This is a genomic window from Acinetobacter sp. DL27, from assembly GCF_055810995.1.
Window position 1 is genome coordinate 2,146,921 of sequence record NZ_CM147947.1, and the last position, 23,099, is coordinate 2,170,019.

The 23,099-nt window shown below is 41.1% G+C and carries 28 protein-coding genes; 17 read left to right on the top strand and 11 right to left on the bottom strand.

Annotated features, from left to right (window positions below):
* The first annotated feature begins 47 nt into the window (after positions 1-47).
* Positions 48-1,682, top strand: coding sequence for an L-aspartate oxidase (gene nadB / locus AC0KVP_RS10410; RefSeq protein ID WP_234953568.1), 1,635 nt, complete (start codon positions 48-50; stop codon positions 1,680-1,682).
* A 46-nt stretch (positions 1,683-1,728) separates the two neighbouring features.
* Here the strand turns inward: nadB and AC0KVP_RS10415 are convergent, their stop codons facing one another.
* From AC0KVP_RS10415 to pabC, 4 genes are all read right to left on the bottom strand, one after another.
* On the bottom strand, positions 1,729-2,145 hold the full coding sequence (locus AC0KVP_RS10415; RefSeq protein ID WP_010326437.1) for a PaaI family thioesterase: 417 nt from the start codon (positions 2,143-2,145) through the stop codon (positions 1,729-1,731).
* A gap of 88 nt (positions 2,146-2,233) precedes the next feature.
* The gene (gene tmk / locus AC0KVP_RS10420) at positions 2,234-2,833 is read right to left on the bottom strand and encodes a dTMP kinase (protein ID WP_201703744.1); all 600 of its coding nucleotides are present in this window, start codon (positions 2,831-2,833) and stop codon (positions 2,234-2,236) included.
* Positions 2,834-3,835 (bottom strand): endolytic transglycosylase MltG, encoded by a 1,002-nt coding sequence (gene mltG, locus AC0KVP_RS10425; RefSeq protein WP_473340492.1) that lies wholly within the window; start codon positions 3,833-3,835, stop codon positions 2,834-2,836.
* Between the two features lie 55 nt (positions 3,836-3,890).
* A complete protein-coding gene (pabC, locus tag AC0KVP_RS10430; RefSeq protein WP_148826338.1) occupies positions 3,891-4,703 on the bottom strand; it encodes an aminodeoxychorismate lyase in 813 nt (270 codons plus the stop codon).
* Positions 4,704-4,867: 164 nt separating this feature from the next.
* On the opposite strand from pabC, the gene AC0KVP_RS10435 reads away from it, so the two are divergent.
* The 7 genes from AC0KVP_RS10435 (at position 4,868) to AC0KVP_RS10465 (ending at position 11,702) form a co-directional block, all read left to right on the top strand.
* Entirely contained in the window at positions 4,868-5,878 is a 1,011-nt protein-coding gene (locus AC0KVP_RS10435) for a sulfate ABC transporter substrate-binding protein (protein WP_168159050.1), read from the top strand.
* A 37-nt stretch (positions 5,879-5,915) separates the two neighbouring features.
* Positions 5,916-6,521, top strand: coding sequence for an RBBP9/YdeN family alpha/beta hydrolase (locus AC0KVP_RS10440; RefSeq protein WP_473336505.1), 606 nt, complete (start codon positions 5,916-5,918; stop codon positions 6,519-6,521).
* 85 nt (positions 6,522-6,606) lie between these two features.
* Positions 6,607-7,440 (top strand): sulfate ABC transporter permease subunit CysT, encoded by an 834-nt coding sequence (cysT, locus tag AC0KVP_RS10445; protein ID WP_004693816.1) that lies wholly within the window; start codon positions 6,607-6,609, stop codon positions 7,438-7,440.
* Positions 7,437-8,318 carry a sulfate ABC transporter permease subunit CysW gene (gene cysW / locus AC0KVP_RS10450; protein ID WP_004980565.1) on the top strand — a complete coding sequence of 294 codons (882 nt, stop codon included), beginning with the start codon at positions 7,437-7,439 and terminating at the stop codon, positions 8,316-8,318. Before cysT ends, cysW begins: the two co-directional genes overlap by 4 nt.
* 12 nt (positions 8,319-8,330) lie before the next feature.
* A complete protein-coding gene (locus tag AC0KVP_RS10455) occupies positions 8,331-9,392 on the top strand; it encodes a sulfate/molybdate ABC transporter ATP-binding protein (RefSeq protein WP_473336507.1) in 1,062 nt (353 codons plus the stop codon).
* A gap of 57 nt (positions 9,393-9,449) precedes the next feature.
* Entirely contained in the window at positions 9,450-10,373 is a 924-nt protein-coding gene (locus AC0KVP_RS10460) for a CysB family HTH-type transcriptional regulator (protein ID WP_114837097.1), read from the top strand.
* 120 nt (positions 10,374-10,493) lie between these two features.
* A complete protein-coding gene (locus AC0KVP_RS10465; RefSeq protein ID WP_473336510.1) occupies positions 10,494-11,702 on the top strand; it encodes an OmpP1/FadL family transporter in 1,209 nt (402 codons plus the stop codon).
* 59 nt (positions 11,703-11,761) lie between these two features.
* On the opposite strand, the gene carO is transcribed toward AC0KVP_RS10465, so the two are convergent.
* Positions 11,762-12,508, bottom strand: coding sequence for an ornithine uptake porin CarO (gene carO, locus AC0KVP_RS10470; protein WP_473336512.1), 747 nt, complete (start codon positions 12,506-12,508; stop codon positions 11,762-11,764).
* A 304-nt stretch (positions 12,509-12,812) separates the two neighbouring features.
* Here carO and dapD point away from each other — a divergent pair, with 304 nt between their 5' ends.
* The 6 genes from dapD to AC0KVP_RS10500 all read left to right on the top strand — a co-directional run bounded on the left by dapD (position 12,813) and on the right by AC0KVP_RS10500 (position 16,809).
* Positions 12,813-13,634, top strand: a complete 822-nt coding sequence (gene dapD / locus AC0KVP_RS10475) for a 2,3,4,5-tetrahydropyridine-2,6-dicarboxylate N-succinyltransferase (RefSeq protein WP_004693827.1) — start codon at positions 12,813-12,815, stop codon at positions 13,632-13,634.
* Positions 13,635-13,729: 95 nt separating this feature from the next.
* Entirely contained in the window at positions 13,730-14,440 is a 711-nt protein-coding gene (gene queE / locus AC0KVP_RS10480) for a 7-carboxy-7-deazaguanine synthase QueE (RefSeq protein WP_473336514.1), read from the top strand.
* 43 nt (positions 14,441-14,483) lie between these two features.
* On the top strand, positions 14,484-15,152 hold the full coding sequence (queC, locus tag AC0KVP_RS10485) for a 7-cyano-7-deazaguanine synthase QueC (RefSeq protein ID WP_004693831.1): 669 nt from the start codon (positions 14,484-14,486) through the stop codon (positions 15,150-15,152).
* Positions 15,153-15,168: 16 nt separating this feature from the next.
* A complete protein-coding gene (locus tag AC0KVP_RS10490; RefSeq protein WP_004980581.1) occupies positions 15,169-15,576 on the top strand; it encodes a hypothetical protein in 408 nt (135 codons plus the stop codon).
* Between the two features lie 72 nt (positions 15,577-15,648).
* Positions 15,649-16,341: a Dph6-related ATP pyrophosphatase gene (locus AC0KVP_RS10495; protein ID WP_473336517.1), complete on the top strand. Its 693-nt coding sequence runs from the start codon at positions 15,649-15,651 to the stop codon at positions 16,339-16,341.
* Positions 16,342-16,350: 9 nt separating this feature from the next.
* Positions 16,351-16,809: a peroxiredoxin gene (locus tag AC0KVP_RS10500; protein WP_183176171.1), complete on the top strand. Its 459-nt coding sequence runs from the start codon at positions 16,351-16,353 to the stop codon at positions 16,807-16,809.
* Positions 16,810-16,867: 58 nt separating this feature from the next.
* Here AC0KVP_RS10500 and AC0KVP_RS10505 read toward each other — a convergent pair whose 3' ends face one another.
* Positions 16,868-17,467, bottom strand: coding sequence for a LysE/ArgO family amino acid transporter (locus AC0KVP_RS10505; RefSeq protein WP_224466738.1), 600 nt, complete (start codon positions 17,465-17,467; stop codon positions 16,868-16,870).
* A 118-nt stretch (positions 17,468-17,585) separates the two neighbouring features.
* Between AC0KVP_RS10505 and AC0KVP_RS10510 the strand changes: the two genes are divergently transcribed.
* On the top strand, positions 17,586-18,476 hold the full coding sequence (locus AC0KVP_RS10510; protein ID WP_473336520.1) for a LysR family transcriptional regulator ArgP: 891 nt from the start codon (positions 17,586-17,588) through the stop codon (positions 18,474-18,476).
* 37 nt (positions 18,477-18,513) lie between these two features.
* On the opposite strand, the gene AC0KVP_RS10515 is transcribed toward AC0KVP_RS10510, so the two are convergent.
* Together AC0KVP_RS10515 and AC0KVP_RS10520 are read right to left on the bottom strand one after the other, a co-directional pair.
* Positions 18,514-19,110 (bottom strand): YceI family protein, encoded by a 597-nt coding sequence (locus tag AC0KVP_RS10515; RefSeq protein WP_473336522.1) that lies wholly within the window; start codon positions 19,108-19,110, stop codon positions 18,514-18,516.
* Positions 19,111-19,153: 43 nt separating this feature from the next.
* Positions 19,154-19,723: a nicotinate-nicotinamide nucleotide adenylyltransferase gene (locus tag AC0KVP_RS10520; RefSeq protein WP_114837106.1), complete on the bottom strand. Its 570-nt coding sequence runs from the start codon at positions 19,721-19,723 to the stop codon at positions 19,154-19,156.
* A 104-nt stretch (positions 19,724-19,827) separates the two neighbouring features.
* Here AC0KVP_RS10520 and AC0KVP_RS10525 point away from each other — a divergent pair, with 104 nt between their 5' ends.
* Positions 19,828-20,628, top strand: coding sequence for an enoyl-CoA hydratase-related protein (locus AC0KVP_RS10525; protein WP_473336525.1), 801 nt, complete (start codon positions 19,828-19,830; stop codon positions 20,626-20,628).
* A gap of 104 nt (positions 20,629-20,732) precedes the next feature.
* Positions 20,733-21,488: a nitroreductase family protein gene (locus AC0KVP_RS10530; protein WP_473336528.1), complete on the top strand. Its 756-nt coding sequence runs from the start codon at positions 20,733-20,735 to the stop codon at positions 21,486-21,488.
* Positions 21,489-21,720: 232 nt separating this feature from the next.
* On the opposite strand, the gene AC0KVP_RS10535 is transcribed toward AC0KVP_RS10530, so the two are convergent.
* The 3 genes from AC0KVP_RS10535 to AC0KVP_RS10545 all read right to left on the bottom strand — a co-directional run bounded on the left by AC0KVP_RS10535 (position 21,721) and on the right by AC0KVP_RS10545 (position 23,083).
* Positions 21,721-22,035, bottom strand: a complete 315-nt coding sequence (locus AC0KVP_RS10535) for an NGG1p interacting factor NIF3 (protein WP_473336530.1) — start codon at positions 22,033-22,035, stop codon at positions 21,721-21,723.
* Positions 22,028-22,732: a hypothetical protein gene (locus AC0KVP_RS10540; protein ID WP_473336532.1), complete on the bottom strand. Its 705-nt coding sequence runs from the start codon at positions 22,730-22,732 to the stop codon at positions 22,028-22,030. The genes AC0KVP_RS10535 and AC0KVP_RS10540 overlap by 8 nt, the downstream gene beginning before the upstream one ends.
* Positions 22,733-22,954: 222 nt before the next feature.
* Complete coding sequence (locus tag AC0KVP_RS10545) at positions 22,955-23,083, bottom strand: KGW motif small protein (RefSeq protein ID WP_004693854.1); 129 nt, start codon at positions 23,081-23,083, stop codon at positions 22,955-22,957.
* Between the last annotated feature and the right edge of the window lie 16 nt (positions 23,084-23,099).

Below are 23,099 nucleotides of genomic sequence, written 5' to 3' on the forward strand. Positions count from 1 at the left end.
TTCGTGAAAAAAGCGCTGTCATTAGCGAACTTTTTCCAAATTAGCTGATGGACATGTCTAATTTAAACACAACACATCATTTTGATGTGATTATTGTGGGAAGTGGCGGTGCAGGTCTGAGCTTAGCCTTATCGTTGCCTCAACATTTCAATATTGCTGTTCTTGCAAAATCAAACCTGACCGATGCAAGTACTTTCTATGCACAAGGTGGCGTTGCTGCTGTTTTAGATGAAACGGATTCCATCGAACAGCACATTGATGACACCATGATTGCGGGCGCTCACTTGTGTGAGACCGAGGCCGTAAAGCAAACCGTTGAAGGCGGTAAACCCTCTGTTGATTTTCTACTGAAACACGGCGTGCAGTTTACCCTTGATGATCAAGAGCAATTACATCTAACACGTGAAGGTGGACATTCTCAACGCCGTATTATTCATGCCGCAGATGCTACAGGTCGTGCTATTTCAACCACTTTAGTTGAACGTGCGATTGAAAAAGACAACATCACCATTTTTGAAAATTACATCGCCATTGATTTAATCACCTCTCAAAAACTCGGCTTAGAAGAACAAAATCGTGCATTAGGCCTCTATGCACTCGACGAAAAGACAGAAAAGGTACATACCTTTTTAGCGCCTTTCACCGCACTGGCGTGTGGCGGTGCAATGAAAGCCTACCTGTATACCTCGAACCCTGACATTGCAACGGGCGATGGTATTGCCATGGCGTTTCGTGCAGGTTGCCGCGTGGCGAATATGGAATTTAACCAATTTCACCCAACCTGTTTATACCACCCGCAAGCACGCTCTTTCCTTATTACTGAAGCAATGCGTGGTGAAGGTGCTTATTTACGTTTACCCGATGGCGAACGCTTTATGTTGCGCTTTGATGAGCGTGCAGAACTTGCTCCACGTGACATTGTAGCGCGAGCGATTGACTATGAAATTAAACGTTTAGGTATTCGTCACGTATGGCTCGACATCAGCCATAAGCCCGAAAGTTTCATTAAAGAACATTTCCCAACCTTGTACGCACGCTTACTTGAACTCGGCATCGACATTACCAAGGAAATGATTCCTGTTGTTCCTGCTGCACACTATACCTGTGGTGGTGTGGTGGTTGATGAACATAGTCAAACTGACATTGCAGGTCTCTATGCGATTGGGGAAACCTCCTACACAGGTTTGCATGGCGCCAACCGTATGGCCAGTAACTCCCTGTTAGAGTGTTTTGTGTATGGCATGAGTGCAGCAGAGCATATCGAAAAAAGTTTTGATTCAAGTTACCAATCTCCTACTGCCCCGTCTTGGGATGACTCACAAGTGACGAATCCTGATGAAGATGTGGTGATTTTGCAAAACTGGGATGAACTCCGTCAAACCATGTGGAACTACGTCGGCATTGTGCGTACTACAAAACGTCTTGAACGTGCGCTACACCGTATTGAAATGCTGAAGCGGGAAATTACCGAGTATTACCAAGACTACCAAGTCAGCAAAAATCTGATTGAGCTACGTAATTTAGTTTTAGTCTCTGAAATGATCGTGCGCTGTGCCATGGAGCGTAAAGAATCACGCGGTCTACATTACACTTTAGACTACCCTGAACTGTCGAATGAACTGCGTAAAACCGTACTCACCCCTTTAAATTTTAAAGTTGAAACCCCTTTAGTGAATAACTAAGTTAAAAAAGCCTGATTCGTCAGGCTTTTTTTATGCGATCATTATTTTAGGATTTGGGTGGAATAGAATAAGTTCCCACCACATGTGCAATGGGTTCATCCTTACCCACTGAATACAACCACACATCCCCAACCACCAATGCTTTGCCAACTTTCATTAACTTACATTCACCGCGGATATTTGTTGAAGCTGCAGGTTTACTTAGAAAGTTGACCGATAAATTGGTGGTCACGGTTAAACCGACCAGCCCAATTTCCCCTAAAATGGCGATATACAATGCATAGTCTGCAAGAGTCATCATGGTTGGGCCTGATACCGTTCCACCCGGTCTCAAATCGCGCTCATCGACCTGATACACGACTGTTGCTGCGCGCTCAGTGACAGATTCGATACGACATTTTTCTAAACTTTGCGGAAATTCCTTTTCTAAAAAAGCCACAATCTCAGTTAAGTTACTTTTCATTTTTCCTTCAACATTCAGTCCTTTGTCACTGACTATAAAAGAAAAATGCATTTCACTACAGCATGAAATAACATTTCTGGCTTATTTTTTAGTTTAAATATTGCAACGCTTGTGCAAAAACCTGTTCTGGTGACTGTGTTGCATCCAAGCGTTTGACTCGCTCAGGATACTGCTCCCATAACTGCTGATAACCCGCTCTGACTTTTTCAAAAAAAGTGACTTTTTCTTGTTCAAAACGATCCAAAGCCCCCCGTTCCCGCGCACGAGACATGCCTGTCTCAATCGGGGCATCGAGCCAAAATGTAATATCAGGCATATGGCTGACAAAGTTCTCATTCAGTAGTTGCAGCTTCGACTGGCTTAAACCACGTCCTGCACATTGATAAGCAAAGCTGGCATCGGTAAAACGGTCACACAATACGGTTTTATGTTCCGTTAAAGCAGGCACGATCACTTGTTGCAAATGCTGTGCGCGAGCCGCGTACATCAGTAGCAGTTCAGTATCATTCGACATCGACTCTTCATGATTGACTGACAATAATAGCGAGCGAATTTGCTCAGCCATCGGTGTACCACCTGGCTCACGCGTTAAAACAACCTGCTGACCTTGTTGTTCTAGATGCTCATAAATTTTGCGAATCAGTGTGGTTTTACCGACACCTTCTGTGCCCTCAAAACTAATAAACATCTATTCATCCTTCTTGGTTTTTAAAACGCTGAGATATTCTTTTACAGCTTGGTTGTGCTGTTCTAAAGTCTCACTAAATGTGTGCCCACCATTGCCCGTTGCAACAAAGTAGATGTTTTTGCTGTTATCTGGGTGCATGGTAGCTTCAATGGCTTTTTTACTTGGTAAAGCAATTGGCGTAGGAGGTAAACCATTGATGGTATAAGTATTATAGGCTGTTGGAGTACGCAAGTCTTGGCGGGTAATATTGCCTGTATATTTATCGCCCATGCCATAAATCACGGTCGGATCCGTTTGCAAACGCATGCCAAGTTGAAGGCGACGCGCAAACACACCCGAAACTTGCTCCAGTTCACGGTCAACATTGGTTTCTTTTTCAATGATAGAGGCCATGATCAAGGCTTCGTATTTGTCTTTATACGGCAAATTTGCCGCACGGTTTGCCCACGCTTCATCTAAAGCTTTCATTTGGCGTTTGTATAAATCCGTTAAGATTTTTTTGTCTGACTCCCCTTTGGCGAAGAAATAAGTATCGGGGGCAAAAAGTCCTTCAGCATGCGTATACGGAATATCTAATGCTTTTAAAAGCTGATCCATGGGTAAATTGGAGACTTCCTTTTTAACCAATGCATCCTTTTTCAACGCCTCGATCAGCTGTTTAAAGGTCGTACCCTCAATCACCAATATACGGTTCATCTCGGCATTATCGACATTGGAAATCATATCCAAAACTTGGCGAATGCTCATACCTTCACGAACTTCATAAACGCCGGCTTTCAAGGTGTCATGAATAAATACTTTTTGGTAAAGCTTTAAAATAATGGGAAAACTAGCCATGTCTTCTTTGGCTAAGCGGTCAATAAAACCGGAATAGGTATCGCCAGAGTTAATTGCCAATAACTGCTTTTTACCCTCAACAGGATAGGACTTAAATAAACTCGACCACAGTACAATCATCAATAAAACAATGATGCTCACAACAATCAATAACAACCCTTTCATTTTACGTTGGGGTGGTTGCGTTTTCTTTTTCGATTTGGTTTTGGCTGCGGACATACTACTGCATCTGATTAAGTTGAAGACGATGGAACAAATCTATACACGGCTGAACATCTAAGTGCTGATGATTCAAACTTTTGGCTATTTTCATAGGACTCAAGGCATTGCAGAAAAATAAACTTTGAAAGCGTGGAATTTCTTCCATATCAATCATTCTCAGCTCACAGCTCATCCCTTGTTGCTGCATCCGTGCCAATATTTCGGCACGCATGACACCATGCACGCCATTATAACGAAGTTCGGGACTAATCCATCGATCATTTAGCAGAATGAAACAATTACTGCTCACACCTTCAACGACAGAACCTTGCACATCTGTGACCAAAGCTTCCAACCAACCATGTTGTTCTGCCTCATGCTTGAGTAGGACTTGTTCTAAACGGTTTAAACTTTTCACACCCACCATTTGTGGCATATTCAACCCAATTGCATGTTGCAACACCCCTGAATCAATTTCGCTGTATGTCAAAGCCTCTGATACTTGCGGATAGAAAAATACCCAAACGTCAGCAGGATGTGTTGGCAAACTATAACCGCGCTGCCCTTCACCCCGACTAATAATAATTTTCAGAGTGCCGTTTAAGTGTGCATGGGTTTGTTTTAATTGCACGATGCTGTGCTGAATAAAGGCTAAATCTGCTGACAACAACAGTCTTTCACAGGCCAATTTCAAGCGTGCTATGTGTAGAGACTCTAGCTCAATCACACCCTCACGGATACGCGCTGTACTAAAACAACCATCTCCATAGTGAAATGCACGATCTAATAATTCTATTTGTTTGATTTCTTGTGCATTTTTATAGCAATGCATGCCAATCTACCCTGAAACAATTTTCTGCTTTAGTTTAATGAATTCTAAGCAGAACTCTTTTTCTTTTTTATTCATATAAAATTCATTTTTTATTATTTTTTTTGCAATAAGACTCACAGTATTCTTGCCTCATGTTTAAGAACGTTTAAAATTTGAGGTCTCACATGAGCTTATCTAAGTTAAAAATTGGGGTACTAGCAGCGCTAGTTTCAGTCACATCTTTTGGTGTTGCAGCAAAAGATTTCCTTAACGTGTCGTATGATCCAACACGCGAACTCTATGAAGACGTCAACAAACAGTTTGGCGCTTATTGGAAACAACGCACAGGACAAGACATCAACTTCAAACAGTCTCACGGCGGCTCGGGCAAACAAGCCCGTTCAGTCATTGATGGTTTAGGTGCCGATGTGGTGACCCTTGCTCTTGCAGCAGATATTGATGTAATTGCTGAAAAAGCAAAACTTTTACCGACCAACTGGCAAAAGAAACTACCTAATAACTCGACACCATATACTTCGACTATTGTATTCCTTGTTCGTAAAGGCAACCCACAAGGCATTAAAGACTGGGGCGACCTCGTGAAGCCGGGTGTTGGCATTATTACACCAAATCCCAAAACATCAGGTGGTGCACGCTGGAACTACTTAGCAGCTTGGGCTTGGGCAAAGCATCAACCTGCAGGTAACGATGCAAAAGCACAAGAATTCGTGCGTAAAATTTATAAAAATACTAAAGTGCTGGATTCAGGTGCACGTGGTGCAACCACAACCTTTGCTGAACGTGGTATCGGTGATGTTCTCTTAGCATGGGAAAACGAAGCACATTTAGCGATTCGTGAACAACCAGGTAAGTTTGAGATCGTGACGCCTTCGCTATCTATTTTGGCAGAACCACCCGTTGCCATTGTTGAAAAGAATGCGGAAAAAGACGGCAATCTGAATTTGGCGAAAGCATATCTCAACTATTTGTATTCACCTGCTGGACAGGAAATTGCGGCGAAAAACTTCTATCGCCCACGTAATGCAACTGTCTTGAAAAAATATGCAACCACATTCAAACCGTTAAAGTTGGTAACCATTGATAAAGAATTTGGCGGTTGGACCAAGGTACAAAAACAGCACTTTGAAAATGGTGGTGTATTTGACCAAATTGTGAAAGCCAATACGACGAAATAAAACCGAGTCCAGTAAATAGCTGTAAGGGAGCATCGACATGATTCATACTGTAATTGTACCGGGCGTAGGTGGAAGTGAACATGACCACTGGCAATCGTGGTTACAACGTCAGCTCAAGTCGTGCTCTCGTGTACAGCAGCAGGATTGGAATAAACCCGTACTCCATGAGTGGATTGAGCAATTTGTCAAAACAGTTCAATCCATTCAGGAACCGATTCAAATTGTGTCGCATAGCTTTGGTTGTTTAACGACAGTCGCTGCTTTAACACAGCATCCTGAACTAAATCAAAAAATCAAAAATTTAGTTCTAGTTGCACCGGCCAACCCTGCTCGCTTTGGTGATGCTGGTTTTGCTCGTGATAGCCAAAATGACTATCAACAATATTTCCACCAACTCAAGCTACAAGTTCCCACCCAAATGATCATCAGTGAAAATGATCCTTGGCTCAATTTTCAAGATGCGCTGCAACTGGCAAAAGCATGGAAAATTAAGCCTAAGAACTTGGGGCAAGTCGGACATATTAATGTTGCGTCAGGTTTTGGGCCATTCCCTGAAATTTATGATTTTTTGATTTCAGAAAATGTGCTAAAAAACATTAGTTTTTACAATGAAAGCAAGTATTTATTTAAATTTGCAATTTAAACGCTGCAAATGATACTTGTGCCGAAATTCAGTTTTATTTGAGCTGACTCTTTTTAGGTCAGCTTTCTCTCTTTGAGGAGTAATCATGTCGCAGCGATCCCGAGTGCTGCCAGGATTTGGTCTTTCTCTAGGCTTTACCCTAGCATATTTGTCATTAATCGTTCTCATTCCGTTGTCCGCTGTTTTTATTAAATCTTTAGGCATTGGTTGGGATGGTTTATGGGAAATTTTAAGTTCAGAACGTATTTTAAAATCTTTGCAGCTCAGTTTTAGTACAGCCCTGATCGCCGCGTTTATTAATGTGGTTTTTGGTCTACTTCTAGCATGGTGTTTAGTTCGTTACCGTTTTCCGGGTAAACGCATTGTAGATGCCTTGGTCGACTTGCCGTTTGCCTTACCCACCGCGGTTGCAGGTATTGCACTCACCTCGCTTTATGCGCCTACAGGTTGGATCGGTCAGTATCTTGAGCCTTTAGGGATTCAAGTGGCCTATACCCCAATTGGTATTACATTGGCACTGATTTTTATTGGTATTCCTTTTGTGGTACGGACTGTGCAACCTGTTCTCAGTGACTTGGAAACAGAGTTAGAAGAAGCAGCATCAGCATTAGGTGCCAACCGTCTACAGATTGTGACCAAAGTGATTTTGCCGATTTTATTTCCAGCACTCATTACTGGTTTTGCACTTGCCTTTGCACGTGGCGTCGGTGAATACGGTTCAGTGATCTTTATTGCTGGGAACCAACCGTTTAAAACAGAAATTGCACCACTGATGATTATTTCGCGCTTAGAAGAATATGACTATGCAGGTGCAACCACGATTGCAGTCGTCATGTTGGTGCTGTCTTTCGCCATTTTATTCCTGATTAACTTGTTACAAGCATGGGCAAGCCGTCGTACAGGGAGAACAGCACGATGAATATCAACAGTAATGCGCTTGCTGAAAAGCTACAATCGCGTGATGCAACACGTGAGCCAACTTGGGTACGCTATACACTGATTACGATTGCTCTACTGTTCTTTTTGAGCTGTTTGATCTTACCGCTGATTTTGGTGTTCGTTGAGGCATTTAAACAAGGGGTCGGTGTCTATGCACAAGCCTTGGTTCATCCAGACACGCTCTCCGCAGTCAAACTCACTTTATTAACCGCAGTGATTGCAGTTCCGCTGAATGTGGTATTTGGTGTTGCAGCAGCTTGGTGTGTGGCCAAATTTAACTTCCGTGGTAAATCCATCTTAACGACGATTATTGATATGCCTTTTTCAGTATCACCTGTTATCGCAGGCTTAATGCTGGTGCTGATTTTTGGTACGCAAGGTTGGTTCGGTAGTTGGCTTATGGATAATGACATCAAAATTCTGTATGCCGTTCCTGCGATTGTATTAGCAACAATCTTTATCACCGTTCCTTTTGTTGCACGTGAACTTATTCCGCTCATGGAAGCTCAAGGTACGGAAGAAGAAGAAGCTGCGATTGTACTCGGTGCATCAGGCTGGCAAACCTTCTGGAAAGTAACCCTACCCAACATTAAATGGGGTCTGATTTACGGAGTCATTCTGTGTAATGCACGTGCCATGGGTGAATTTGGTGCAGTATCGGTAGTTTCAGGTCATATTCGTGGTGAAACCAATACCTTGCCTCTACACGTCGAGATTCTCTATAACGAATATACCTTCAGTGCGGCTTTTGCTGTGTCTTCACTCTTGGCGCTTTTAGCGATTGTGACTCTTGTTTTAAAAACATGGGTTGAGCTTCGCCAAGAAAAGCAAAACAAACATAATGATTCAACAGTTTAAAGGAATGACCTCATGAGTATTCAAGTTAAAAATATTGAAAAACACTTTGGTGCGTTCCATGCGCTGAATAACATTTCTCTCGATTTTCCTGATGGTCAATTGGTTGCATTACTTGGCCCATCAGGCTGTGGTAAAACCACCCTGCTTCGTATTATTGCAGGGCTTGAGTCCGCAGATGGCGGCCAAGTCATCTTGGAAGGTGAAGATGCAACTAATGTACACGTACGTGAGCGCGAAGTTGGCTTTGTATTTCAGCACTATGCCTTGTTCCGCCATATGACCGTGTTTGACAATATCGCTTTTGGTCTCCGCGTTCGCCCACGTGCAACTCGCCCATCTGAAGCTGAAATTAAAAAACGTGTCACGCGTTTACTGGACTTAGTCCAATTGGGGTTCTTGGCAGATCGTTACCCAGCACAACTCTCAGGCGGTCAGCGTCAACGTATTGCACTGGCACGTGCTTTGGCAGTTGAACCACGCGTACTATTACTGGATGAACCTTTTGGTGCTTTGGATGCAAAAGTACGTAAAGAGCTCCGTCGTTGGTTACGTACTTTGCATGATGAACTTCATATCACCTCAATCTTTGTAACGCATGACCAAGAAGAAGCTTTAGAGGTCGCGGATCAAATCATTGTGATGAATAAAGGGAATGTCGAGCAAATTGGATCACCCCGTGAAGTTTATGAAAAGCCAGCAACGCCGTTTGTGTTCGACTTCTTAGGTCAAGCAAACCGTTTCGAAGGTCTAAATAACGCAGGGACGATCCAAATTGGTGAAGACCGTATTCAATTAGATTCTTTACGTAATGCACCTTCGGGCGACGTGATTGCCTTTGCCCGTCCAGATGAATTAAGGATCCATGCACAGCCGCAAGACAACACTATCCAAGCAACATTCGTTCGAGAATTATGGATCGCGGGCAAAGTGGTTGCAGAACTCCACGATCGCCAAGGCAAACTGATTGAAATCTCACTGACTTCTGAAGAAGCAAAATTACACCAATTTAGACCTAATCAAACGGTATGGTTAAGCCCATCAAACTTGCATTTATTTGCAAAACCTGCGGCTTAAGACCAATTGAATGGGGCATGTTGAATGCCTCATTCATCATAAAAGAGATCCAAAACTATGAACTTTCAACAACTCAGAATTATTCGAGAAACGGTGAGACAAAACTTCAACCTCACCGAAGCCTCTGCTGCACTATATACCTCTCAGTCAGGCGTCAGTAAGCACATCAAAGATCTAGAAGATGAATTAGGCGTACAGCTTTTTATTCGTAAAGGTAAGCGCTTACTAGGTTTAACTGAACCAGGCCAAGCACTACTGGGTATTGTTGAACGTATGTTGGTCGACGCAGACAATATTAAACGTCTTGCAGATGATTTTAACCGTGTCGATGAAGGCACTTTGACGATTGCGACTACACATACGCAAGCGCGTTATGTACTACCGCCGATTGTCAACCAATTCAAAAAAGAGTTTCCAAAAGTTCATCTTATTTTGCAACAAGCCAGCCCAGTTGAAATTACCGAAATGCTTCTCCAAGGTGAAGCTGATATTGGTATTGCAACTGAATCACTGACCACAGAAGATAATCTGGCTAGCGTGCCGTTCTATAATTGGCAGCACAGTATTATTACCCCACAAAATCACCCACTGGCAAGCAAACAAAATATTAGTATTGCAGACTTGGCGGAATATCCACTGATTACCTATCACGGCGGTTTCACAGGCCGTTCAAAAATTGACAAAGCTTTTGAAGATGCAGGTGTGGATGTTGACATCGTAATGTCTGCTTTAGATGCCGATGTCATCAAAACCTATGTTGAACTGAATATGGGCGTTGGTATTGTCAATAATGTGGCTTATGACGTTGAACGTGACTATCGTTTAAAACAAATTCCAACCGATATTTTTGGGCTTAATACTACATGGATTGCAGTGCGTAAAGGTCACCTCCTGCGTGGCTATGGCTATGAATTTATCTCACTCTGCTCGCCAGATGCAGACATTAAAGCACTAAAAAGAGTGGCTTATCCAGAAGACTAAACCATTCTTATTTTCAAAAAGAGGCCTCCAAGCCTCTTTTTTTATTTTTAAATCCATATACTTTAAATGGGTATAGTGTATTATTTAATCAACTGATAAAAACAATAGTGAGCAATAACAGTGAGTAAAAATCTGTTGGGCTCTCCATTACTTTGTTTATGTTTCTATTCGTCGGGATCATGTTTTGCTGCTGCTTTTGAACTGTCAGGTCAAACAATACAACCCTTTTTTGAACGTGGAAATTATGCAGAAATTTCTCTGGCTTATATTGATCCAGATGTTTCTGGCCAAGTTCAACATACAGAGATACTGCAACAGTTTGGCATCACTGACTTTTCAACAGGCAATTTAAGCAATGAACAAGTAATGCTGGGAGCTGCGTTAAAACTCCAACTAAATCCTCAATTCAACTTTGCTGTCATTTATGACCAGCCTTTTGCTGTAGACATCGATTATCGCTATCGCCCAAATATTTATGGTGAAAGTCATGAAGTTGAATCTGCCGATATCGACTTTGAAAGTCATAATCTCAGCTCGCTTTTAGGCTACCAATTCAGCCCACAATGGGAAGTCTATGGTGGCTTAAGCTATCAAAGCTTTGCAGGCTCTTTAAAAGCGAATGGTCAGGCCTATTCTGTGTTTGATGGCTATGATGCCGAGTTTAAACAAGATGAAAGTTTGGGCTGGTTAGCAGGTATTAGTTATCAAATCCCTGAATATTATTTTAGAACATCTTTGACTTATCGCTCAGCGATTAAGCATGAAATGACCACAACAGAGTCTATCAAGATCGGCGTAGACACACCCAATGTGATGGAGGTGAAAACACCACAATCGGTAAACCTTGATTTCATGACAGGACTTCCCTATCAAAATATCTTGTATGGAACGCTACGCTGGGTGAATTGGCAAGACTTTGTCATTCAACCACCCAAATTTCAAGCCGTGATCGATTTTGCAGCGATACTTTACCCTGAAGCCAAAGACGTCAAACTCATTCAGTACAATGAAGATCAATGGTCTGCAAAACTTGGTCTAGCACACGTATGGAACAAAAAGTGGCTGAGTACTATGGAACTGCTCTGGGACTCTGGGATTAATAATCCTGCATCTACCCTTAACCCAAGTGATGGTTATCAAGGCATTGGGCTAGGCAGCATGTACACATATAACACTCAGTTCGATGTTGCAGCAGGTCTTTATTATTTGCGTTTTAATAAATCCAAAACATCTTCAGACTCAAATCCACTTGCGAACATTACAGGACTTTCAGCGCTAAATGACAATGATGCATGGATCTTTGGACTCAAACTTGCCCATCATTTTTAAAGACTTTAGCTAAAATCAGACATAAAAAAACGAGCCGAAGCTCGTTTTTTTATGTCTGATTACCAGTAGTAACTTACACCCAATTTTGCAACTGGCATCCACTCGTATTTATCGTCATTCGCAATTTTACGCGCTTCATTATCAGCAGCAGTTTGACCTGAAGTTGAACCACCGACTTCTTGTAATCCTGTCGCTGTTAAATTTACAGAAGGGTTACCTGTGTAGTAAGCACCTACTTCACCAAATACACCCCAGTTTTGATTAATCTTAGGCGCTAAACCAAAACCTACATATGGAGCAATATCATTTTTATATGCTAAAGAACCATCGACAGAACCACTACCTGATGGAGCATAGAAATTCTTACCATCAATTTTGATTGTGTCATTTGAATTATTCAAACGTTTGCTTAATGCATAGTCGTTATCAATGTAACCTACACCAGCTGCAACGTATAAACCTTGAGCCCATCGATTTGTACTTGTACCCCATGGACGAATCTCAGCATTTAAATAAGCCAATTTGTTATCCATATCCATGTCATATTTAGTGCCATTAATAGACAAATCATCTGACCATGAAATGTCACCACCGTTGTAACCTAACGCTAAACCTACATATGGGTTAGCTGTCCACAACAAAGCACCACCATAACCTGTTGTACCGACTTCAGCACGAACACCAGTAGGAATGAGTTTATTTTGGTCAAAAGCATAACCATCTTTTACGACTGCATCATCAGCAAAAGCTGTACCTGCGACTGCTGACATTGCTGCTGCAATTGCAACTAAACGTAATGATTTCATGTTTTTTTCTCCTCCAATTAAAAGATTTTTTTACATCATTTACAATTTTTTGATGAGCCCATCATAAAACACCTCTTGACTGTTTTTTATTCTAGATTTAGGTTGTTTTTGTTATTTTTTGATACATTTTATACTTTCTTGTTGTTTTAAATCACAATTCTTTACTTAATTTTCCAGTTAAACCGGCTCTAAAAGCCTTATATCCAATCATTCATTATTATTTCCGATCCTATGCTGTTTTTTCATCTATTCTCTGCACAATATAGTGTAAAATCAGGAAAATTTTTTTTCTGGAAGGAAGATCATGTCTCAGCTTTCAACAATTATTGAACAAGCGTTTGAAGACCGTGCGAATTTTACAGCAGCGGACTGTCCTGCTGAAGTTCGTGCAGCAGTTGAGGAAGTCATTGCTGGTTTAGATAACGGGACATTACGTGTTGCTGAAAAAATTGATGGTGAGTGGGTTGTTCATCAATGGGTGAAAAAAGCTGTGCTTTTATCATTCAAACTAAATGACAACAAACCAATTGAGTCATGTGACCTTCAATTCTACGACAAAGTAGATACCAAATTTACAGGTTGGACTGAAGAACAGTTTAAAGCGGCTGGCGTACGTGTTGTTCCTCCTGCGGTTGCACGTAAAGGTTCTTTCCAAGCGAAAAACGTGGTGTTAATGCCTTCTTATGTCAACATTGGTGCATATGTTGACGAAGGCACCATGGTTGACACATGGGCAACTGTTGGTTCATGTGCTCAAATTGGTAAAAACGTTCACTTATCTGGTGGTGTAGGAATTGGTGGTGTTCTTGAGCCACTTCAAGCAAACCCAACGATTATTGAAGACAACTGCTTCATCGGTGCACGTTCTGAAATCGTAGAAGGCGTGATCGTAGAAGAAGGTTCTGTGATTTCGATGGGCGTGTTCATTGGTCAATCGACTAAGATTTTTGACCGTGCAACTGGCGAAATTCACTATGGTCGTGTACCAGCAGGTTCTGTTGTAGTTGCAGGTAGCTTACCTTCTAAATGCGGTACTTACAGCCTGTATGCTGCAATCATCGTGAAAAAAGTAGATGCACAAACACGTTCTAAAACGAGCTTGAACGATTTACTACGCGACGAATAATTTTTCGTTGTCGTGCGGAACTCAAGTTCCTCATCTCTACGGTTAAGACTAGCCGTAGAGATTTTTGTTTTTCTAACCTGTGGTTTAATTTTGCTATGAATACGCTTCGATCTTCTGCTATCCCTGTTTCTGATCCTTCTGCGGGTCTACGTATCACGGAGATCTTTTATTCTTTGCAAGGAGAAGCCAACACCTCAGGACTGCCAACAGTTTTTATTCGTTTAACGGGTTGTCCACTACGTTGTACCTACTGCGATACGACCTACTCGTTTGAAGGTGGCGAACGTCAATCTTTAGATCAGATTATTCAAACCACGCTTGATTTTAAAACCCCTTATGTCTGCGTGACAGGTGGTGAACCCCTTGCACAGCCCAATGCATTACCTCTAATGCAACGTCTTGCAGATCTTGGCTGTGCAGTCTCTTTAGAAACCAGTGGCGCTTTAGATGTGTATAAGGTTGACCCACGTGTTTCAAAAGTATTAGATTTGAAAACCCCAACTTCAGGTGAAGTTGCACGAAATTTGCTTTCGAATCTCGACCATTTAACCCAGCACGACCAAATCAAATTTGTAATTTGTAACCGTGAGGATTATGAGTGGTCAAAACAGCAAGTTGAAGACTATAAACTCAATGAAAAAGTCAGCACAGTATGGTTCTCTCCTGCTTTTGCCGTTGAGAAAGGTGCTGCTCGTTTACCTCAACTTGCACGTGACTTAGCGCAATGGATATTAGAAGACCATCTCCCTGTTTGCTTCCAACTCCAACTCCACAAGTTACTTTGGAATGACGAAACTGGTCGTTAATACATTGCCTATTCATCTTTAATTTATATTTGGAGAAATTTGTATGCGCCCTCGTGCCATAGTTTTGTTATCTGGCGGTTTAGACTCAACAACTTGTTTAGCATGGGCGCAAGCACAGTATGACTGTACAGCGCTCAGCTTTATGTATGGTCAACGCTCAACCACTGAGCTCGATGCCGCACGCGAACTGACAAAAAAAGCAGGCGTAGAACATCGTGTCATTAATATCGACTTAGGTAATTTGGGCGGTTCTGCGTTAACAGACCATAGCATTGATGTTCCAGATCATGAACAAGTCGGTATTCCTGTAACTTATGTTCCAGCACGTAACACGATTTTCTTATCTTATGCCCTCGCAGCAGCCGAAGTTTTAGATGCTGAAGCCATTGTGATTGGTATTAATGCTGTTGATTATTCAGGGTATCCTGACTGTCGACCTGAATTTATTGAGGCATTTGCCAACATGGCTCGCCTTGCCACCAAGGTTGGCGTTGAAGGAAAACCTCTTAAATTTGAAACACCTCTGTTACATTTATCCAAAGCAAATATTATTCGCTTAGGTATAGAACATGGCGTAGACTATAGTCAAACGGTGTCTTGCTACCAAGCAGATGACCAAGGACGTGCTTGTGGGAAATGCGACAGCTGCCGTCTTCGTAAAGAAGGTTTTGCAGATGCTGGCGTAACAGACCCAACGCGTTATATACCGTAACGACAAGGTACAGTTTATGAAAAATTTAAAATCAAACATTTTGCTTTCTACATTGGTGTCTGCAGCTGCATTGTTCGCTACAGCTTCAAATGCTGCTGAATCGAACAAATTACAAGAAGCGTATAAAAGCAGCAATGTAAAATCGGCATTAATTAATGTTTGTAAAGAAGAAACTGCAAAAAGCAAAAAGCTTAGCGCAGCAGAAGTAAGCAAATACTGTACTTGTGCAGTTGAAGCTGATGGCAAGTTGACGAATGCACAAAAATGGGAAATCCAAAGTGCGATCAACCAAAAGAAAAGCCCGTCTACTTTAGCTTTTGTACAAAAGCAAAATAACGACTTACAAACATGTTTCGGTCCACAGTTAACAGGTAAATTAAAATCTTTAACTGAAGAAGCAATGAAAGCTGCTCCGAAAAAATAATTCACTGAATGTGAATGAAGCCTGCTCTATGCAGGCTTTTTTATATGTTCAAAATAGATAGAACCTGAAAATATGCTCACCGAATGGAATACACGCGCCCAAAATCGCAAATTTGTTGCGTCATATAGTGGTGGAAAAGACAGCAGCCTTGCTTTATACCAAGCGATGCAAATGGGTGAACCTGTTGCATTAATTGTCATGTTAGAAGAGCAAGGTCTGAAATCACGCTCACATGGAATGTCTCTCGATATTATTCATGCACAGGCAGAAGCAATTGGGCTTCCCATCTACAGTGCCTCTGCAACGTGGCAAGACTATGAAAGCCAGTTCATTCAACTGTTACGAAAAGCTCAAGCTCTTGGAGCAGAAACATTAGTCACAGGTGATATTGATTTAATGGCACATGCCGAATGGAATCAATCCGTGTGCGATAAAAGTGAGCTCAGTTTATGTATGCCCCTGTGGCAACGTCCACGTTTAGACATTGTGCATGAGTTTATTCAACTTGGATTTCAAAGCATCATCGTTACTGTCAACTTAAACTTAGGCATGAAGGTTGAAGACTTAGGTCAAGTGCTTAGCCTTGAATATGTCAATGAACTGGTTGCAAGAGGTATTGACCCTTGTGGTGAAGCAGGTGAATTCCACACTACGGTGATTGATGGCCCAATTTTCAAACATCCACTTTCAGTTGTTAAAGGTGATATTCTGTATCACGAGAATTATGCCTTTTTACCACTTGAATTAGAACAGCGTGACATTTAAGGATAGAACATGACTGATACCATCCAACTTCCAAATCAGAACTTTCCAGCCACAACGGGTGAAGTGAACTTAACTGAAGTGCCGACTGAGTGGCTGATTGTGTATTTTTACCCTAAAGATTCAACGCCTGGATGCACAACTCAAGCCGTTGGTTTTTCATGTTTAAAAGATCAGTTTGATGCCTTACAAACCACGATCATTGGTGTTTCACGTGACTCGGTTAAAGCGCACCAGAATTTTACAGAAAAGCAGGCTTTAACCATTAATTTAATTAGCGACAAAGAAGAAGTACTGTGTAAACACTTTGATGTGATTAAAGAAAAAAATATGTATGGTAAAAAAGTGATGGGCATTGAGCGCTCAACTTTTATTTTCCATAACGGTAAGCTGGTTAAAGCGTATCGTAAAGTAAAAGCTGCGGGACATGCTGAACAAGTTTTAGAAGACTTAAAAGCATTACAGGCTTAATGTACATCAGCCCGCAAATGCGGGCTTTGTTTTTTGTGATTTTTTAATTTATTGTTTTTTATTTCACAAGCAGTGAAATGGCGATCCCCCACATCACTAAAGCAATAATCGCATCTAGTACATTCCACGCTTTCGGATTTGCAAAAATGGGGATAAGCACACGAGCCCCATAGCCCAAAGCAAAGAAAAACAACCAAGACGCACACACTGCTCCTAGAGCAAAGTACGCAGGTTGCTCAAACTGTGTTGAAATTGAACCCAGTAAAATAACCGTATCTAAATACACATGCGGATTAAGCCAAGTCAGCGCCAAACACAGCAAAACAACATTCACTAGATGATGCTTTTCAATGGAACTTGCCTCCAAGCCCTGCTGTGATTTGAATGCCCGCAGCGCATGTTGGAATCCATAACAAAATAGGAAAAGCGCCCCTGCCCATTTGGCAAACTGAATAATTTCAGGATAGTGCTGAAGCACTTTTGAAAAACCAGAAACGCCCAAGACAATTAAAATCGAATCCGACAGTGCACAGACAAAACATACCCAAAAAACGAACTGCTTTTTGAGCCCCTGTTTTAGTACGAATGCATTTTGAGCCCCAATGGCAATAATGAGGCTCATCCCGACTGCAAGCCCTTGTACATATGTACTTAACATTTTGACTTTTCAACTTAATTGATGATGTCAGGATTATCTTTCATTTTTAGTTAAATCAAGTATTATTTAGAAAATATCAATATAACTAAAATATTTTTAGTTTAAAGTGAGTCTTGATATGCTGAATCATAAACAGTGCGACGCATTTTTAGCTGTGGCAGAAACAGGAAGTTTTGACCTTGCTGCTGAACAGCTATGCATTACTGCTTCTGCAGTCACTTTACGCGTACAAAGCCTAGAAAAAAGTTTGGGGCATTTATTAATTGTGCGGGAGAGACCTTGCCGTCCGACACAAGCAGGTCAATCTCTGCTACATTATTTGCAACATAGCCGACTGTTAGAACAAAGTTTCATTCAGAACCTCACGGGTCATATGAACACCTCTGCTTTTTATCAAATCAACATTGCAACCAATGCCGACTCCTTAGCGACATGGCTGTTGCCGTTGCTACAGTCAACATTAATTGAACAAAAGATCGTGGTGCATTTTCAGGTCGATGACCAATCACAAACCCATCACTTACTTGAAGCCGGTTTGGTGAATGCCTGCGTGACAGATGAATCACAAGCCATGAAAGGCTGTGTAGCCAAATACATTGGCGATATGAACTATCGTTTTGTCGCCACGCCAAATTTTGCACTGCAATGGTTTAGACAAGGCGTTAACCGAGAGTCTCTACGTGCAACTCCTGCACTCATCTTTAACGCAAAAGATCAACTCCACACCGCGTATATCCAACAAAAGTTCGGGCTCAATCCGACCCAATATCCACATCACTTTATTCCGTCTTCCAGTGCATTTTTTGATGCGGTTACGATGGGACTCGGCTACGGTTGGTTGCCCTATTATCAAGCCAAACCGCGTTTGCAGGATGGCTCATTGGTTGAGGTAGATCCTCAACTCAATATCGATTTGCCTTTGTATTGGCATCATTGGAAACAGCAGTCGATGCAGTTAAATCTGCTAACAGATCTCTTGATTGAACAGGCTCACGCAGCGATGAATTAATAAAGCCCTGAATATAGGTCTTAAAGATATGAAGCCTCTATTGCACTTTCCACTGCCCTGACAGTTGAATATTCACTTTTTCGCCTACACCAGCAATGGCTTTTTTCATGCCAAAATCACTTCGGTTAATTACGGCTGAGGACTGGACATCCAGTAGATTGGCATTATTGGCACTTGGTTTTAGGGTCGTGCTAAAGCTAACAGGCTTGGTGATGCCGCGAAGTGTTAGGTTCCCAACAATATTATATCGACCACCACCCAAATCTTTAAAACTGGTACTTTTAAAGTTAGCGCTTTTGTACTTGGATGCATAAAACAAATCTTCACCCAAAATCATATTTTTCAGTGAAGGCTTGCTCAAGCTTAGGCTATTTACATCCATGACAAAATGCGTCGAAGCATGCTGTGGTGCTTTGGCATCAAACTGCATACTAGATTGCACCCGATTAAACTTAGCTCTTACAACAGTTACACCCAAGGATTTAATTTCAAAGCCTACATTACTCTGAGGTGTCAATGTCCATGACTGGGCCTGCACTTGAGTGCTGAATGCAAATGTAACGCCTGCAATCAGCAAAGCATTTTTAATGACCGCATAACGTGCAATATGTTTCGTCTGTTGTTTTCTATCCATTGAACTCGATCCTCGTCGAAATATTTTTATTCGACTGAGAACCTTAGTCTAAATTGGATGGGTCCTGAGTTAAAAATTTGTGTTGTAACTGTTTATATATTTCACTTTGTTGGAATTTATGTAAAAACTCACTGGTTCCCAATGGAAACGCCTGCTCTAAGATATCACCTCGATAATAAGCCTCACGAACGGGGGTTGCAGACATCGCATCTTGTAGGCTATCGAGCTCAACCATTTGCCACTCAGGAAAAAGCTGTAAATAATATGAGGAATCATCTTTAAAATGGCCAATCAGTCCAACCTTCGCCTCAGGTGTGACTACATGATTCACTAATTTTTTTACCAATTGCACCCATTTAACATCATTATAAACATCAATTACATGTACAAAGTGAATCCGTTTTTGATGTGCTTCTGAAAAGTTCGATAAAATCATTTCTTCACGTTCAGATGCTAAAAATGGATTTTTCGTATTTCGTTCATTTTGCGCAGAGCCTAAAGCCAAAATGACATTTTCACTTTGCTCTAAAGCAATCTTAATGGTTTGCATATGTGCCAAGTGAAATGGCTGGAAGCGACCAATGAATACGAGATAATCAAATGTATATGGCATAAATCTTTTACTTTTTTATGAACTGGTCAGTTGTGTCGATCATAAAATTATGCGACATAATGAGCCCATAAAATTAAACCAAACTTTCTAGCAAGGATAGTACGATGACACTGAGCTGTATTCAACAACCTCATCAACATTTGAATGCAAAATTAGACAATGGCGTACTGACATTAGCCATTCACCGTCCTGAAGCAAAGAATGCGTTGTATGGCGAACTTTATTTATGGATCGCAAAAGCTTTAGATGAAGCAAATCTAGACAATAGCGTTCGTGCTGTCATTCTACGTGGTGAAGACGCGGACTTTACCGCAGGCAACGACATGCAAGATTTTATGAAATCTGCAGCGCAAAAAGGTCAAGCACCTGCGGCTGAAGGCCCTCCATTTATTTTACTTAAATCTGCGGCAAAATTTTCTAAACCGTTGATTGCGGCTGTACGTGGTGTGGCGATTGGTATTGGGGTAACGATCCTATTACATTGTGACTTGGTTTATAGCGATAACACTGCCCTATTCCAAATTCCATTTGTAAGCCTTGGTTTATCTCCAGAAGGTGCTTCAAGCAAATTATTGGTAGAACAAGCGGGTTATCACAAAGCTGCTGAATTACTGCTGACCGCTCAGAAGTTTGATAGTGCAACTGCAGTTGCTGCAAACCTTGTCAACAGTATTGAAGATGATGTCTATGCAGCAGCAGCTAAAAAAGCGGCACAATTATCTGCTTTACCGTTAGCCTCTTTAGTGCAGTCTAAGGCATTGATGAAGCACAATGTAAATGAAATTGTGGCTTGGATTGATCATGAAGCTGAAATTTTCATGGATCGTGTCGGCTCTCCAGAAATGATGGAAGCCGTATCAGCATTTATGCAAAAGCGTAAACCTGATTTCACCCAGTTCAACTAATCCTTCATCGTTGAATGACTAAAAACCACTGTGTTGCATATTACACAGTGGTTTTTTTATTTTCCGTCCCAACATATTTAAGAACCCATTCGGAAAAACTACTTATGTCGAACACTACAGAAAAAAAGCGTTACTTTGAGCCTGCACCACAAGGTATCGATGTTGAAAATTTTAAGAAAGTCATCCAAAGCCGCCGTTCGGTTCGCAAATTTACCAAGAAAGAAATTCCAACTGAAGTACTTGATGACTGTTTAGATTTGGCCCTACTTGCACCAAACTCATCTAACTTACAGCCTTGGACTTTTTACGTGGTGCAGAATCCCACTAAGAAAAAACAGCTGGTCAAAGCTTGCCTAAATCAGCTTGCGGCAAAAACTGCGTCAGAACTGATCGTGTGTGTCGCGCGTACAGACCGTAATGATGAAATGGCAAAACGCAACATTACCGAGTTCCCTTTTCCTGAAGCGCCTGCGGCTGTACAGAAATATTATAAGTTCATTCCTTATAACTATAAGACAGGTTACTTAAATTCACTTGGTAACTTTAAGAAAGTGGCTTTCAAAATTGCACGTAGCTTAGACAAACAACTGCCTGTAACTGCATTTAATCAAGCCGATGCTAAGCTTTGGGCAAGTAAAACCACAGCTTTAGCTTGTGAGAACCTAGTGCTAGCTTTACGTGCCTATGGTTTCGATAGTTGTATGATGGAAGGTTTTGATGAACCTTTGGTGCGTAAACTGTTAAATCTAAATGATCAGCAATACCCTGTGATGGTGATTGGTGCAGGTGAGCGTGCAGAAGACGGTGTATTTTTCCCGCAGTATCGTTTTAATCGTGAGTTATTTATTCAGAAGGTTTAATATTAGTTTTCTCAATGGAATCCTTTCATTAAAGTTTTAATTTCAGGATTAACCTTCGGTTCGACCTACTTTTCTTTCGGGAAAAGTAGGCAAAACCATTGTCATTCGCAAAACTCGTTCTATTCCGCCGTTTATCTATTTAGTCGCAGAAACTTTATCTGATAAATTAAGTCCTGCCTCAAACAGTTGCGAATGCCGTTAACGTTTCTCAAATATATTTTTAGATTCACCATTAAAATACATCGATCATCTGAATAAACTCAAAAGCGGGTTCTTCATAGGGATGACTTAATTTTAAAGCCTTTGTCACAGCAGAAGCTTTTTCCTCTGGAACAATGGTTTCCACCCGCCACTCTGGAATTTTCTCCAAAGTGTCCAATTCACCTATAAACGGATTTGCTCCTTTTACAGGTTTAAACTGGCCTGTGCCTAAGACCTGCCAAGCACAGTGTTCATAGTTTCCTATACCACCGGCCCCTGCTTCAAAAATTGCAAGTTTGGTAGATTCAAGGTGAGATTCTGGAACATAGTAGATGAGTTTAAGCATTGATATTATCTAATTTATCGAGTTTAACTTTTATAGCATATAACTTTGAATATGCTTCAACCCCATCATTTAATTCAGATCGACCTTGTTCAATTGTAGGTTTGGGATTTTTTCGAGAAAGGTAGCTTTGTATTACTTCATCCCTCATTTTTTCTCTGAATTCTCTTGGTGAATCATAACTTTCGAGTGGATCTGTATGCTTCTTATTTGGTTCATGGATTGCGGACAAATTATTGTATTGACGACTTAAGATTAATTTTAATGACTTCTCCACATCTAGTCTTAAATCATCTAAACAATCAAATTTTTCTATCTGTTCAATCAATTCACAAAACGATTCAATGCATTCATCTACTATAAAATCGCTACCAAACCCGCCTGATCCATGAATACTTTTTTGGACTAATACTCTGAACAATTCCGTTCTAGCCTCTTTTAATTCTTCTATTGTTTTTTCGGCTTCAGACCTTAATTCTTTTAATTTAACTCCATTTCCTGCAATCGAAAACTCCTGCACCTCTGCAGCGAAAGCGATAATCAGTCCAATTACAGCAAATCCAAAGCTAAAAGCAACAAATTCAGCACCCGATATTTTCTCTAGAGAAATTAAAAGCCATAAGCCGCAAGCTATTCCGAGCGAACCTACAACAACTCCAAAAACTGTATTACCTTTTAATCTGTTCTTTTTTGTTTTCAACGTTTAGCTCATAAATTTTACATTTAATACATGATAACAAAAGAAAAAAAATAATTACTAATATTAGATCACATGAGTAGTGACAGGGATGTCGCACGTTAGACTGTGGGACAGGACGTCCCATCAGTCTAACAAAAGGGTTTTGTTACTTTTGCCCAATCAAAAGTAAAAATAAAATTCTTATAATTAAAAAACCGCCTCTCGGCGGTTTCATTCACAAATTTACATTTGCAATGCATAACCCAAAATCAAAAAGATCAATTGCAAGCTCAAAATCACAGCAAACAACTTCCATCCTTTTTTACGCAACGCAGACTTATCGACTGCTTCGTATGTAACTGTTTTAATCATGTCATCACCTCATACA

What these genes read in the sequence shown, in the direction of transcription:
- nadB (WP_234953568.1), top strand. Translation starts at nt 48, where the DNA reads ATGGACATGTCTAATTTAAACACAACACATCATTTTGATGTGATTATT.
- AC0KVP_RS10415 (WP_010326437.1), bottom strand. Translation starts at nt 2,145, where the DNA reads ATGAAAAGTAACTTAACTGAGATTGTGGCTTTTTTAGAAAAGGAATTT.
- tmk (WP_201703744.1), bottom strand. Translation starts at nt 2,833, where the DNA reads ATGTTTATTAGTTTTGAGGGCACAGAAGGTGTCGGTAAAACCACACTG.
- mltG (WP_473340492.1), bottom strand. Translation starts at nt 3,835, where the DNA reads ATGAAAGGGTTGTTATTGATTGTTGTGAGCATCATTGTTTTATTGATG.
- pabC (WP_148826338.1), bottom strand. Translation starts at nt 4,703, where the DNA reads ATGCATTGCTATAAAAATGCACAAGAAATCAAACAAATAGAATTATTA.
- AC0KVP_RS10435 (WP_168159050.1), top strand. Translation starts at nt 4,868, where the DNA reads ATGAGCTTATCTAAGTTAAAAATTGGGGTACTAGCAGCGCTAGTTTCA.
- AC0KVP_RS10440 (WP_473336505.1), top strand. Translation starts at nt 5,916, where the DNA reads ATGATTCATACTGTAATTGTACCGGGCGTAGGTGGAAGTGAACATGAC.
- cysT (WP_004693816.1), top strand. Translation starts at nt 6,607, where the DNA reads ATGTCGCAGCGATCCCGAGTGCTGCCAGGATTTGGTCTTTCTCTAGGC.
- cysW (WP_004980565.1), top strand. Translation starts at nt 7,437, where the DNA reads ATGAATATCAACAGTAATGCGCTTGCTGAAAAGCTACAATCGCGTGAT.
- AC0KVP_RS10455 (WP_473336507.1), top strand. Translation starts at nt 8,331, where the DNA reads ATGAGTATTCAAGTTAAAAATATTGAAAAACACTTTGGTGCGTTCCAT.
- AC0KVP_RS10460 (WP_114837097.1), top strand. Translation starts at nt 9,450, where the DNA reads ATGAACTTTCAACAACTCAGAATTATTCGAGAAACGGTGAGACAAAAC.
- carO (WP_473336512.1), bottom strand. Translation starts at nt 12,508, where the DNA reads ATGAAATCATTACGTTTAGTTGCAATTGCAGCAGCAATGTCAGCAGTC.
- dapD (WP_004693827.1), top strand. Translation starts at nt 12,813, where the DNA reads ATGTCTCAGCTTTCAACAATTATTGAACAAGCGTTTGAAGACCGTGCG.
- queE (WP_473336514.1), top strand. Translation starts at nt 13,730, where the DNA reads ATGAATACGCTTCGATCTTCTGCTATCCCTGTTTCTGATCCTTCTGCG.
- queC (WP_004693831.1), top strand. Translation starts at nt 14,484, where the DNA reads ATGCGCCCTCGTGCCATAGTTTTGTTATCTGGCGGTTTAGACTCAACA.
- AC0KVP_RS10490 (WP_004980581.1), top strand. Translation starts at nt 15,169, where the DNA reads ATGAAAAATTTAAAATCAAACATTTTGCTTTCTACATTGGTGTCTGCA.
- AC0KVP_RS10495 (WP_473336517.1), top strand. Translation starts at nt 15,649, where the DNA reads ATGCTCACCGAATGGAATACACGCGCCCAAAATCGCAAATTTGTTGCG.
- AC0KVP_RS10500 (WP_183176171.1), top strand. Translation starts at nt 16,351, where the DNA reads ATGACTGATACCATCCAACTTCCAAATCAGAACTTTCCAGCCACAACG.
- AC0KVP_RS10505 (WP_224466738.1), bottom strand. Translation starts at nt 17,467, where the DNA reads ATGTTAAGTACATATGTACAAGGGCTTGCAGTCGGGATGAGCCTCATT.
- AC0KVP_RS10510 (WP_473336520.1), top strand. Translation starts at nt 17,586, where the DNA reads ATGCTGAATCATAAACAGTGCGACGCATTTTTAGCTGTGGCAGAAACA.
- AC0KVP_RS10515 (WP_473336522.1), bottom strand. Translation starts at nt 19,110, where the DNA reads ATGGATAGAAAACAACAGACGAAACATATTGCACGTTATGCGGTCATT.
- AC0KVP_RS10520 (WP_114837106.1), bottom strand. Translation starts at nt 19,723, where the DNA reads ATGCCATATACATTTGATTATCTCGTATTCATTGGTCGCTTCCAGCCA.
- AC0KVP_RS10525 (WP_473336525.1), top strand. Translation starts at nt 19,828, where the DNA reads ATGACACTGAGCTGTATTCAACAACCTCATCAACATTTGAATGCAAAA.
- AC0KVP_RS10530 (WP_473336528.1), top strand. Translation starts at nt 20,733, where the DNA reads ATGTCGAACACTACAGAAAAAAAGCGTTACTTTGAGCCTGCACCACAA.
- AC0KVP_RS10535 (WP_473336530.1), bottom strand. Translation starts at nt 22,035, where the DNA reads ATGCTTAAACTCATCTACTATGTTCCAGAATCTCACCTTGAATCTACC.
- AC0KVP_RS10545 (WP_004693854.1), bottom strand. Translation starts at nt 23,083, where the DNA reads ATGATTAAAACAGTTACATACGAAGCAGTCGATAAGTCTGCGTTGCGT.